The sequence below is a fragment of the Streptomyces sp. NBC_00249 genome, assembly GCF_026342355.1.
Classification (GTDB): domain Bacteria; phylum Actinomycetota; class Actinomycetes; order Streptomycetales; family Streptomycetaceae; genus Streptomyces.
Map to the genome: position 1 here is coordinate 762,718 of NZ_JAPEMV010000002.1, position 12,407 is coordinate 775,124.

General features: G+C 72.5%; 9 protein-coding genes. 6 read left to right on the top strand and 3 right to left on the bottom strand.

Features of this window, described 5'->3' with window-relative positions; translation table 11 throughout:
- The first annotated feature begins 12 nt into the window (after window positions 1–12).
- Entirely contained in the window at window positions 13–783 is a 771-nt protein-coding gene (locus OOK31_RS12250) for a glycerophosphodiester phosphodiesterase (RefSeq protein WP_267012467.1), read from the top strand.
- Between the two features lie 81 nt (window positions 784–864).
- Here OOK31_RS12250 and OOK31_RS12255 read toward each other — a convergent pair whose 3' ends face one another.
- Entirely contained in the window at window positions 865–2,394 is a 1,530-nt protein-coding gene (locus OOK31_RS12255; protein WP_267012468.1) for a ricin-type beta-trefoil lectin domain protein, read from the bottom strand.
- A gap of 107 nt (window positions 2,395–2,501) precedes the next feature.
- Between OOK31_RS12255 and OOK31_RS12260 the strand changes: the two genes are divergently transcribed.
- The 3 genes from OOK31_RS12260 (at window position 2,502) to OOK31_RS12270 (ending at window position 7,067) form a co-directional block, all read left to right on the top strand.
- Complete coding sequence (locus OOK31_RS12260) at window positions 2,502–3,905, top strand: aspartate ammonia-lyase (RefSeq protein ID WP_267012469.1); 1,404 nt, start codon at window positions 2,502–2,504, stop codon at window positions 3,903–3,905.
- A 103-nt stretch (window positions 3,906–4,008) separates the two neighbouring features.
- On the top strand, window positions 4,009–4,728 hold the full coding sequence (locus OOK31_RS12265; RefSeq protein WP_267012470.1) for a DUF402 domain-containing protein: 720 nt from the start codon (window positions 4,009–4,011) through the stop codon (window positions 4,726–4,728).
- Window positions 4,729–4,979: 251 nt separating this feature from the next.
- Window positions 4,980–7,067, top strand: a complete 2,088-nt coding sequence (locus OOK31_RS12270; protein ID WP_267012471.1) for an ATP-binding SpoIIE family protein phosphatase — start codon at window positions 4,980–4,982, stop codon at window positions 7,065–7,067.
- 74 nt (window positions 7,068–7,141) lie between these two features.
- On the opposite strand, the gene OOK31_RS12275 is transcribed toward OOK31_RS12270, so the two are convergent.
- The gene (locus OOK31_RS12275; RefSeq protein ID WP_267012472.1) at window positions 7,142–9,436 is read right to left on the bottom strand and encodes a transglycosylase domain-containing protein; all 2,295 of its coding nucleotides are present in this window, start codon (window positions 9,434–9,436) and stop codon (window positions 7,142–7,144) included.
- Window positions 9,437–9,679: 243 nt separating this feature from the next.
- On the opposite strand from OOK31_RS12275, the gene OOK31_RS12280 reads away from it, so the two are divergent.
- Together OOK31_RS12280 and OOK31_RS12285 are read left to right on the top strand one after the other, a co-directional pair.
- A complete protein-coding gene (locus tag OOK31_RS12280; RefSeq protein WP_267012473.1) occupies window positions 9,680–10,606 on the top strand; it encodes an SPFH domain-containing protein in 927 nt (308 codons plus the stop codon).
- Window positions 10,603–10,881, top strand: coding sequence for a hypothetical protein (locus tag OOK31_RS12285; protein ID WP_267012474.1), 279 nt, complete (start codon window positions 10,603–10,605; stop codon window positions 10,879–10,881). The genes OOK31_RS12280 and OOK31_RS12285 overlap by 4 nt, the downstream gene beginning before the upstream one ends.
- Before the next feature lie 12 nt (window positions 10,882–10,893).
- Here the strand turns inward: OOK31_RS12285 and OOK31_RS12290 are convergent, their stop codons facing one another.
- On the bottom strand, window positions 10,894–12,378 hold the full coding sequence (locus OOK31_RS12290) for a DUF2079 domain-containing protein (protein ID WP_267012475.1): 1,485 nt from the start codon (window positions 12,376–12,378) through the stop codon (window positions 10,894–10,896).
- Window positions 12,379–12,407 lie beyond the last annotated feature (29 nt).

Here is a 12,407-nt window from a genome sequence, read left to right on the forward strand (position 1 = left end):
GAGGATTTCCGCATGACCTTGACGTCCTCCCTCCGCAGCGCCCCCGAGATCCGGGTGGTCGCGCACCGCGGGGCCTCGTACGAGCACCCCGAGCACACCATCGAGGCCTACCGGCAGGCCGTCGCCGACGGGGCCGACGCGCTGGAGTGCGACGTGCGCCTCACCGCCGACCACCAGCTGGTCTGCGTGCACGACCGGCGCGTCGAGCGGACCTCCGACGGGCGCGGGGTGGTCTCCGCCATGACCTACGCGGAGCTGGCCGCACTCGACTTCGGGGCGTGGAAGGGGGCCGCGCACGGCGGGGCCCGGGTGCTGCTCTTCGAGGAGCTGCTGAAGCTGGCGCTGGGCGCGGGGCGGCCGGTCGGGCTGGCGGTGGAGACCAAGCACCCGACCCGCGCCGGGGGCCGGCTGGAGGCGGAGCTGGTGCGCACGCTGCGGGAGTACGGGCTGGCCGACGGCGGCTCGGGCCTCGTCGAGGTGATGAGCTTCTCCCGGACCGCCCTGACCCGGATGCACCGGCTCGCGCCGGGGCTGCCCGCCGTGTACCTGATGGAGCGGCGGCTGCGGCCGGTCCGGCCCCCGTTCGCGACCCACGCGGGCCCGGGGATCGAGCTCGTACGCCGGGATCCGGCCCTGGTGGGGCGGCTGAAGGCGAAGGGGCTCCGGGTGCGGGTGTGGACCGTGGACGAGCCCGAGGACGTGGAGCTGTGCGTACGGCTCGGGGTGGACACGATCATCACCAACCGGCCGCGTGACGTGCGCAAGCTGCTGCACGACATGTGACACCGCGGGCACCCGCTCATGGAGACACCCGGCCGGGGTGCGCCGGCCGGGTGTGGGGGGTCGTAGGGGCGGGGGCGGGGGTTACACGAAGCGCTGGTTCGCCGCGCCGTTGCAGGGCTGGAGGCGCAGCGGGTCCTTCGCCGCGGAGAGCGTCAGGCACATGCCGGGCGCGGCGGCGGGCCGCAGGGTGGCTCCGTCACGGACGAACTGCTGGTTGGCGCCGCCGTGGCAGTTCCAGATGATCAGGGCGGTGCCGGCCCCGTAGGCGGCGCCGGGGGCGTCCAGGCAGCGGTCGTGGGTGAGTTCGACGTGGACGGACTTGCGGGCGGTGTCGTACCACCAGCCCTGGTTGCGCCCGCCGTGGCAGTCCCAGCCCACGACCTTGGTCTCGTTGGCGCTGGAGCCGCCGAAGGTGTCGAGGCAGGTGCCGGTCGCCGCGTTCTTCAGGGGCTTGTACAGGTCGTCCCAGGCGCCGGCCTGGAGGACGGGGGTGCCGGTGCTGGCCGGGTCGGCGCAGGAGGCTTCGCGCAGGCCGGAGTCGTAGAGCTGGGTCAGGCAGGACGCGAAGGCGCCGTGGCCCCGGTAGTTGGGGTGGAAGGACTGGCGGGCGGTGTTCTCGTCCCACGGGAAGTGGTCGCCGAGGTCCAGGTAGAGCCCGCGGGCCCAGGTGTCCTCCATGCAGACCTCGTGGCCGTGGAAGAGCCGCGAGTTGTCCAGGAAGAGGGCGCCGGAGGTGCGGGCGGCCTCGCGCATGCCCTTCTCGAAGGTGGGCACCGCGTAGTTGCGGCCCCAGCTGGCGTCGGAGTCGTAGCCGGCGCAGCCGCCGGGGAGCTTGCCGGGGAAGCTCGGGTTGTCGTTGAAGTCGGGGCCGATGGGGCTGGGGTAGCCCATGACGACGAGCTTGTAGTCGGAGTCGGCGTAGCCGGCGTCGCGCATGACGGTCTTCAGGTCGGCGACGGTGGCCTCGACCTTGGGCTTGAGGCCGTCGACGCGGCTCTGCCAGCCGGGGCCGTACTTGGGCTCGCAGGTGCCCTGGCTGAGCACCCAGCGGGTGACGCAGTCGGTCATGACGGGGCCGAACTGGAGGTCGTCGTTGGCCCCGGCGACCAGCAGCACCATCTTGATCTTCGTGTTGCGGGCCTTCACGGCGAGGCTGTCGCTCTGCACCAGCTCGTCGGCGTACTGCTTGCTGCCGCCGATCCTGATGTTTCCGGTGTAGCCGCCGGAGCAGGCCACGTTGAAGGTCAGGTCGGCGGGGATGCCGGTGCGGTGGATCGCCGCGTCGGGCGAGCGGTGGCACTGGTTGGACGCGGTGTTGGTGGCGGGGTCGTAGTTGCCGACGCCCTCGCCCGAGATCTCGCTGTCGCCGAGCGAGATCAGGCCGGTCTTGCGCTCGGCGAGCGGGCGGATCGCCGGGTCGCCGTAGATCCTGGTGGCCTCGGCGGCCCGGATGGCCTCAAGTTCCGGCGAGAGCGGTGTGATCGAGCCGACCGCGGCGGGGGCCGCCTGCGCCATGGGGGTGACGGCGGTGGCACCCCCGAGGGCGGCCGCGACCGCCACGACCACGGCGAAGGTAGATCTGAGCCTGGGCTTCGTACGCGCACGTGCCATGAACGCCTCCCCGATATCGGTGTTACCCCCGGTATTTACTGGCCGGTAGGGGAGATGGGAACAGTCCGAACAAGACAATTGCTCAAGTTTTTGAGGAGGCTACGAAGATGACTGACGATCAGCAGCCGCAGGAGTTCCGCACCGAGCACGACTCGATGGGCGAGGTACGGGTGCCCGCGCATGCGAAATGGCGCGCCCAGACCCAGCGCGCCGTGGAGAACTTCCCGCTCTCCGGACAGCGTCTGGAGCGCGCCCACATCCAGGCCCTGGCCCGCATCAAGGCGGCCGCCGCCCTGGTGAACGCCCGGCTGGGGGTGGTGGGCGAGGAGGTCGCGGAGGCGATCCGGTCCGCCGCCGCCGAGGTCGCCGAGGGCCGTTGGGACGAGCACTTCCCCGTCGACGTCTTCCAGACCGGCTCGGGGACCTCGTCCAACATGAACACCAACGAGGTGATCGCCACCCTCGCCACCGAGCGGCTCGGGCGCGACGTCCACCCCAACGACCACGTCAACGCCTCGCAGAGCTCCAACGACGTCTTCCCGTCCTCCATCCACATCGCCGCCACCGCCGCCGTCACGCACGAGCTGATCCCGGCCCTGGAGCACCTCGCCGCCGCCCTGGAGCGCAAGTCCGCCGAGTTCGCCGACGTGGTCAAGGCCGGGCGCACGCACCTGATGGACGCCACCCCGGTCACCCTGGGCCAGGAGTTCGGCGGGTACGCCGCCCAGGTCCGCTACGGCGTCGAGCGGCTGCGCGCGGCGCTGCCGAGGCTGGCCGAACTGCCGCTCGGCGGGACGGCCGTGGGCACCGGGATCAACACCCCGCCCGGGTTCTCGGCGGCCGTGATCGCGGAGGTGGCCGCCGCCACCGGGCTGCCGCTGACCGAGGCCCGCGACCACTTCGAGGCCCAGGGGGCCCGGGACGCGCTGGTGGAGACCTCGGGGATGCTCCGTACGATCGCCGTCTCGCTGACGAAGATCTGCAACGACCTGCGCTGGATGGCGTCCGGCCCGCGCACGGGATTGGCCGAAATCAATCTGCCGGATCTCCAGCCCGGGTCCTCGATCATGCCCGGGAAGGTCAATCCGGTCGTCCCCGAAGCCGTGCTGATGATCGCCGCGCAGGTGATGGGGAACGACGCGACGGTCGCCGTGGCGGGCGCCGCCGGCAACTTCGAGCTCAATGTGATGCTCCCCGTCATGGCCCGCAACCTCCTCGAATCCGTCCGCCTGCTCGGCAACGGCAGCCGCCTGCTGGCCGACCGCACCGTGGCCGGGATCACCGCCAATGCCGAGCGGGCCAGGGAGTACGCCGAGTCCTCCCCCTCCGTGGTGACCCCGCTGAACCGGTACATCGGCTACGAGGAGGCCGCCAAGGTGGCGAAGAAGGCCCTCGCCGAACGGAAGACGATCAGGGAGGTCGTCCTGGAGTCCGGCTACGTGGAGCGCGGCGCGCTCACCCTGGAGCAGCTCGACGAGGCCCTCGACGTCCTGCGCATGACCCGGCCCTGAAAGCGGTTCCGGACAGGGGCCGAATCCGGTCGTTTCCCGTCCCCGGCCCCCTCGGTGACCTGCACCGCAGCATCCGCGGGGGCCGCCGCCCTAAGATCTGCGCATGACAGGTACCGACAGGACCGGGAGCGGCGTGACGCGGCCAGACGCGCGGGGTGGGACACAGGACGGCCGCTGGGCGCCCGGGGAGCAGATCCTGTGGCGGTACCGCGACCACGCCCCGGGCATCGACGGCCGGATCCACATCGCCCGGCCGGTGACCGTCGTACGGGACACCGACGAGCTGCTCGCGGTGTGGATGGCGCCGGGCACCGAGTGCGTCAGGCCCGTCCTCGCCGACGGCTCCGCCGTGCACCAGGAGCCGCTGGCCACCCGCTACACCGCGCCGCGCACCACCGCGCGCTCGTACTGGCGAGGCGGCGGCGTGCTGAAGCTGGCCCGGCCCGGGGAGCCGTGGTCGGTGTGGCTGTTCTGGGACCAGGGCTGGCACCTGCGCAACTGGTACGTGAACCTGGAGGAACCGCGCTCGCGCTGGTCGGGCGGGGTGGACTCCGAGGACCACTTCCTCGACATCGCCGTGTACCCGGACCGCAGCTGGAAGTGGCTGGACGAGGACGAGTTCGCCCAGGCGCAGCGCAGCGGGCTGATGGACGCGGAACAGGCGGCGCGGGTCGAGGAGGCGGGGCGTGCGGCGGTGGACGTGATCAAGGCGTGGGGCCCGCCGTTCGGCGACGGCTGGCAGGACTGGAGGCCCGATCCGGCCTGGACGATTCCGGTTCTGCCCGAGGACTGGGACCGCACCCCGGCGCATATGACCTCATGAGACCCTTGATGCGCCCCCGGGGTGCAAACGTAGGATCGTCCTCCGCCGGTCGTCCGCGGTGCGCCTCCTGGGCACCGTAACCGCAAATCACCTGCGGAGACCGGTACTTGACGGAGGTCTACGCAGAACGAGAGGTAACGAGGGGGACGCGGAAACCGGGGGTGATGGTGCCCCGGCCGCTGAGCGGGTATACCGCGACTGACCGAGTTGAGTGCAGCGCACATCGAGCGCAAACGGATGGAATTCCACGCGTGACGGAGTACCCCACCTCCCAGGAGGGCCCGCAGCCCGCCGGTGCCTCCGGCGGAGGTACGGACGAGGCAGGCCACGGCAAGGCCCCGATCGCGGCCGCCGAGGCCGTACGCACGCATGCTCAGGTTCCCGCCGCCGAGGTCCCGCGCCCGCGCGGCGGACCGTCCGGCGAGGCCTCCCCGGCCTCCGGCCACGGCCCGGCCGACGCCGATGCCGGCGCCGCGCGCAGCCGGGACGGCGAGGCCGCCCGCAACGCCGGCCGGCACGACGCCGCCGCCGGCGGTACGGGGATTGCGGGCACCGGTACCGGAGAGGTGAGCGCGGCCCGCCGCGAGGGCGACCGGCTGCGCTTCGTCGGCGCCGCCACCCGCCGGATCGCGCGCGGCATCGACCTCGACGAGATCGTCCTCGGCCTGTGCCGGGCGACCGTGCCGACCTTCTCCGACGCGATCCTCGTCTACCTGCGCGACCCGCTGCCCGTCGGCGACGAGCGGCCCGTCGGGCCCGTCGTCTTAAGGCTGCGGCGCACCGACCGGCTCCGGCCGCTCGACGACCTCACCGACAGCGGCGACGGCTCCGGGGCCACGGGGGCCGCCGGCGAGCTCGACTTCAGCCAGCTGCCGCTGGTCGGACCGCAGGGCGACCTGCCCGCGGCGGAGCTGTGCGAGATCCGGCCCGGCGGGGCCCTCGCCGAGGTGCTGCGCGGCGTCCGGCCCGTCTTCGGCTCGGCCGCGGGGGCCAGGGGCGCCCTGCCCGAACTGCTGGGCGCCGACCATCCCGTGCCACGCGGCCAGCGGGCCATCCTGGCCCCGCTGCGGGGCCGCCGGCGGGTGATCGGCGCGGCGGTGTTCCTGCGCACCCCGGACCGCGACGCCTTCGAGCAGAACGACCTGCTCGTCGCCGCCCAGCTGGCCACCCACACCGCGCTCGGCATCGACAAGGCGGTGCTGTACGGCCGCGAGGCGTACATCGCCGACGAACTCCAGCGCACGATGCTGCCCGACAGCCTCCCCCAGCCCACCGGGGTCCGGCTCGCCTCCCGCTACCTGCCCGCCGCCGAGACGGCCCGGGTGGGCGGCGACTGGTACGACGCCATACCGCTGCCCGGCAGCCGGGTCGCGCTGGTCGTCGGCGACGTCATGGGCCACTCCATGACCTCCGCCGCGATCATGGGGCAGCTGCGCACCACCGCGCAGACCCTGGCCCAGCTCGACCTGCCGCCCGCCGAGGTGCTGCACCACCTGGACGAGCAGGCCCAGCGGCTCGGCTCCGACCGGATGGCCACCTGCCTGTACGCGGTCTACGACCCCGTCTCGCACCGCATCACCATCGCCAACGCCGGCCACCCGCCGCCGGTGCTGCTGCACCTGGGCGGCCGCGCCGAGGTGCTGCGCGTCCCGCCCGGCGCCCCCATTGGGGTCGGCGGCGTGGACTTCGAGGCGGTGGAGCTGGACGCCCCGGCCGGGGCCACCCTGCTGCTGTACACCGACGGCCTCGTGGAGTCCCGGCTGCGGGACGTGTGGACCGGCATCGAGCAGCTCCGCGAGCGGCTCGCCACCACCGCGCAGCTGACCGGGCTGGACCACTCGCCGCCGCTGGAGGCCCTCTGCGACGACGTGCTGGACATGCTCGGCCCCGGCGACCGGGACGACGACATCGCGCTGCTGGCGGCCCGCTTCGAGGGGATCGCGCCCAGCGACGTGGCGTACTGGTTCCTGGACCCGGAGGAGACCGCTCCGGGCCGGGCCCGGCGCTTCGCCCGGCGCGCCCTGGCCCGCTGGGGCCTGGAGGAGCTGAGCGACTCGCTGGAGCTGCTCGTCAGCGAGGTGGTCACCAATGCCGTGCGGTACGCGGAGCGGCCGGTGACCCTGCGCCTGCTGCGCACGGACGTGCTGCGCTGCGAGGTCGGCGACGACTCCCCGCAGCTGCCGCGCCAGCGCCGCGCCCGGGACACCGACGAGGGCGGGCGCGGCCTGTTCCTGGTCAACCGGCTGGCCCGGCGCTGGGGTGCGACGCGCCTGAGCAGCGGCAAGGTGGTCTGGTTCGAGCTGGCGCTGCCGGGTCCGGGGCCGCAGGAGCGGCGCTGACGGCGCACCCCGCACGCACCACCGCCCCGCAGCGTGATCGCTGCGGGGCGGCGTTGTGTGTGCGGTGAGCGCGGTTACCGCTGCTGCGTGTTGGGGTTCGGGGGGAAGAGCGGCGGCGTCGGGTCCTTCGTCGGCGGCGTCGGGTCCTTGGTCGGCGGCGTCGGGTTCTTCGTCGGCGGCGTCGGGTTCTTGGTCGGCGGCGTCGGGTCGGGCTTGCCGGTGCCGCCGCTGCCGGTCGGGTCCGGGGTGCCCGTCGGGCGGGTGCCGGAGCTGGTCGGCGTCGGCGTGGTGCTCGGGGCCGAGGTCGTCGGGGACGCGCTGCGGGTCGGCGGCGGGGGCGGGGTGCCCATCTCGGCGTCCGAGAGGTCGAACTGGCCGGTGGTCTGGCCCTTGAGCGCGGCCAGCGTGTACGCCTGCCAGATCTGCGCGGGGAAGCTGGAGCCGCCCGCGCGGCCCTTGCCGGCGGTACCGGTCAGGGTGACCTGGTTGTGCGAGTTCGGGTCCTCGCCGAACATCGCGACGACGGTGACCAGCTCCGGGGTGTAGCCGGTGAACCAGGCGGCCACGTTGGACTCGGTGGTACCGGTCTTGCCCGCGGCCTCGTAGGCGGAGCTGCGCACGGCCTTGCCGGAGCCCTCCTCGACCACGCCGGTGAGGACCTTGGTGACGGTGTCGGCGGTCTTGCTGGTGAGGACCTGGGAGCCGACCGGGTTGACGGGCTTGAACTCGCCGTCCTTGTGCTCGGCCTTCTTGATGATGGTCGGCGTGACCTTCTTGCCGTGGTTGTCGAGGGTGGCGTAGACGCCGGCCATCTCCACGGTGTTGGCGCTCATGGTGCCGAGCGACATGGCGGGCGAGGCGGCGGGCCAGCCCTCGCGGTCGGCCATGCCGAGGGAGAGCGCGGTCTCCTTCACCTTCGCGGGCTTGGCGTCGACGAACATCTGCGCGTACACCGAGTTCACCGAGGAGTTCGTGGCCTCCTGGACGGTGATCATCGGGTCGCCGTAGTTGATGTCGTCCTGGTTCTGCGGGGCGAAGGCGGTGTCGCTGCCGACCACGGGGCGCTTGCTGGTGCCGTCGTAGAGGGCGTTCGGGGTGATCGGGCGGCCGTCCTGGGTCTTCGCGCCGGTCTCCAGGGCGCTGGCCAGCACGATCGGCTTGAAGGTCGAGCCCGGCTGGTAGTCGGTGCGCAGCGCGTTGCTCTCGGACTTCTCCGTCAGGCCCTGGCCGCCGTACATGGCGACGATGCCGCCGGTCTTGGCGTCGACGGAGGTGGCGCCGGCCTGGACGCTCTGGTCCTGGGGGCGGTCCTTGGTGTTCTTGCGGTCCAGCTTGGACTCCAGCTCGTCCTGGACTGCCTTCTCCAGGGCGGCCTGCTTCTTCTTGTCGATGTTGAGGGTGATCGTCCAGCCGCCGGCGTTGATCTCGGCGTCCTTGATGCCCTGCTTGTTCATCTCCAGCTCGGCGGCCTGGACCAGGTAGCCCTTCTGGCCGTCCATGCCCGGTCGGGTCTTGGGCTTGATGGGCTCCTGGAACTTCAGGGTCGCGCGCTTGGCCTGGTCCAGCTCGCCCATCTCGACCATGTTGTCGAGGACGGCGTTGAAGCGGATCATGACGAGCCGCTTGCCGTTGGGGCCGGCGGTCGCCCAGTCGTACTGGCTGGGGGCCTGGATGACGGCGGCCAGGTAGGCGCCCTGCTCCAGGGTCAGCTTGTCGGAGTCGACGCCGTAGTAGGCCTGGGCGGCGGCCTGGATGCCGTAGGCGTTGCGGCCGTAGAAGTTGGTGTTCAGGTAGCCGATGAGGATGTCGTCCTTGCTCATCCGCTGGTCGACCTTGAGCGAGATGATCAGCTCTCGGAGCTTGCGCGTCGCCGACTGGTCCTGGGTCAGGTAGTAGTTCTTGACGTACTGCTGGGTGATCGTCGAGCCGCCGGCCTTGCCGCGGCCGAGGGCGGTGTTGAAGACGCCTCGGCCGACACCGATCACGTCGACGCCGCTGTCCTTGTAGAAGGTCTTGTTCTCGATCGCGATGAACGCGGTGCGGACGTCCGGCGGGACCTTGTCGAACGGGACGATCGAGCGGTTCATCTTGCCGGTGGTGGCCATGACCGAGCCGTCGGCGTACTTGTAGGTGTTGCTCTGCAGGACCGCACCCTGGTTGGGGTCGGTCGGCTCGTTCACCGAGAAGTACAGGATGACGGCTCCGGCCGTCATGAGGAGGAGCCCCCCGACGAAGGTGCCGAGGATCGTCTTCCAGTTCAGGAAGCGGCGTATGCCACTGCGCTTTCCGGTCGACTTGCCCTGGCGCCCGCTCGGCGCTTTCCGCGCACCGCGCTGCTGCTGCGCCTTTCGCGCTTCTGCTCGGCCCATCGCTCCCGCTCCGCTCGATTACCCCCCCGACGTCAGCTCAGAAAACTAACACCGCAGGCTGTGACAAAGGTTGACTAACTCTGATCAATACCGGTCATTTCGGACGTGAGAATCAGCACCCACACCAATGGAACCGACGCCCATGAGACAGGAAGGGTTGCGGCGAACGCAAAAAGTGATATCACTTTGCTAGGCGTTCCGGTCGGCCACGACCGGACGCGGGACACCAAACGGGGGTAATCCATGACAGCCGCAGTGGACGCACGGCCGAGTGACGTACAGGCAAGTGGCGTACGGGAGTTCACCGCGCGCAGCGTCGGCGGCGGGCCCGCCCTGCTGCTCGGCCTGCTGGGGACGGCGGCCGGGGTCGCGCTCGTCGTCCTGGGCGCCACGGCGGACGGGGTGGCGCTCCAGGCCACGCTGATCCCGCTGGGCATCCTGCTCGTCGTCGCCCAGACGGTCGCCCTGACCGGGCTGAACATGGTGGCGCCCGGCGAGGCCCGGGTGGTCCAGCTGTTCGGCCGCTACCGGGGCACGGTCCGCACGGACGGGCTGCGCTGGGTCAACCCCTTCGCCACCCGCCGCAAGGTCTCCACCCGGGTCCGCCAGCACGAGACCTCCGTCCTGAAGGTCAACGACGCCTACGGCAACCCGATCGAACTGGCCGCGGTCGTGGTGTGGCGGGTCGCCGACACCGCGCGGGCCGTCTTCGAGGTCGAGGACTTCCAGCAGTTCGTCGAGACGCAGACCGAGGCGGCCGTCCGGCACATCGCCATCGAGTACCCCTACGACTCCCACGACGAGGGCGGGCTCTCGCTGCGCGGCAACGCGGAGGAGATCACCGAGAAGCTCGACGCCGAGCTGGCCGCCCGGGTCGAGGCGGCGGGCGTGCAGATCATCGAGTCCCGCTTCACGCATCTCGCGTACGCTCCGGAGATCGCCTCCGCGATGCTCCAGCGCCAGCAGGCGGGCGCCGTGGTGGCGGCGCGCAAGCTGATCGTCGAGGGCGCGGTGGGCATGGTGGAACTGGCCCTGACCCGGCTGGCCGAGGAGGAGATCGTGGACCTGGACCCCGAGCGCAGGGCCGCCATGGTCTCGAACCTGATGGTCGTGCTCTGCGGCGACCGCGCGGCCCAGCCGGTCATCAACACGGGCACCCTGTACCAGTGACCCCCGCAGGCGAGCCGGACGGCGGGGCGCCCCGGCCGGAACCCCGGGCCGCGCGCCCGCCGCGGGCCGCGCGGCAGGAGCGCAAGCAGGTCCTGCTCCGGCTCGACCCGCAGGTCTACGACGCCCTCGCGCGCTGGGCGGGCGAGGAGCTGCGCAGCGCGAACGCGCAGATCGAGTTCCTGCTCCGGCGGGCCCTGTCCGAGTCCGGCCGGCTGCCGGGCGGGGCCGCCCCGATCCCCCCGCGCGGCCGCCCCCGGCGTACGTCCGACTCCTGACCGCCGCCGCCTTCAGGGGCGGCGGCTCAGCAGCACGAAGCCGTCCTGTTCGGCCACGCTCGCGTAGCCGTTCGCTCGGGACCGCGCCAGGGCGATCGACTCGGCCGGAACGGACAGCGGCCAGTGCCGCCACACCGGGACCCGGGTGTCCACGATGATCCACTGCGGGCCGGGACGGCTGTCCTGCCAGCCGTAGACGCTGACGCTCGTACGGTCGGTCAGGTGCGGCACCAGGTTGTCCGAGGCCTGCACCACGGCCCCGTCCGGGATCCGGTCCATCAGCCGCTCGGCGACCGCCGCCCGGGGATCGGCCCGCCAGGTGGCGGGCTGCACCAGCTGCCACCAGGAGTACGCGGGGAGCAGCAGCAGGCAGACCCCGGCCGCGCCGAGGAGATAGCGGCGCAGGCCCGCGGGGCTGCTCCCGCGCCGGTTCAGGGCGTCCACGAAGGCCGCGAAGACGACCGGCATCAGGACCAGCGAGTAGTGGTAGCCGGTCCCCCAGTGCACGGGGTTGTCCGAGGCGAGCCGCCACACCAGCGTGGGCACGGCCACCCACATCAGCGGTGAGCGCACCGCCAGGAACAGGGTCGGCGCCAGCACCAGGACCAGGGTCGCGACCTTCGTCTCGGGGGTGAGCAGCCCGACCGTCATCCGGTACAGGGAATCGCCCGCGCCGCCCGCGGCCCCGCCGGCGGCCTCCGTGCCGTGGGAGGCGACGTAGCCGTCGAACCCCTGCGGGTGGAAGGCGGGCAGCACCACCGTCATGACCAGCAGCGCCCCGGCGGCGCCGGCCAGGGCGACGAGGATGCCGGTGCGGCGCGCGCCCGGCCCGCAGCGCCAGGCGATGACCAGCCCGATCACCGCCACCGTCAGCCCGAGGTCCTCCTTGACCAGGAGCAGCGGCAGCGCCCAGCAGGCCGCCGCCCGCATCCGCCCCTCGCCGAGCGCGGCCAGGGAGGCGGCGAGCAGCGGGACGGCGAAGGCCACCTCGTGGAAGTCGTAGCCGACGCCGCTCGCGAGGCCCCAGGACAGTCCGTAGCAGAGCCCGGTCACCACGGCGGCCGGGGCGCCCAGCGCCCGGTGCGCCCAGCGGGCGAGCGGCAGCACGCTCGCGGCGATCAGCGCCGCCTGGGCGAGGAGCAGGGTGCTCGCGGAGGGCCAGATCCGGTAGAGGGGCGCCAGCAGGGCGATGACCGGGGAGAAGTGGTCCCCGAGGACGGGGAAGTCCGGGCCCTTGATCTCGGAGACGGGCAGCCGGCCCGTCGCGTAGGAGCGGACGGCCTGCTCGAAGATCCCGAGGTCGAAGCTGCGGGAGAGGAACCGCTGGTGGGTGCGCAGGGACAGGGCCGCGTAGACGAGGAAGAGCCCGCCCGCGAGTGCCCAGATCCACCAGGGGGTGCCGGGGCGGGGGGCGGCGGGCGGCCGGTCGCGGGTGCGGGCGTCCGGTCCGGTCTGCTGCGGCGGGAGCGCGGCGGTCTCGGCGGGGGATCCGTGCATGGCGCGCCTTTCGGGATGCGGTGCCGGGC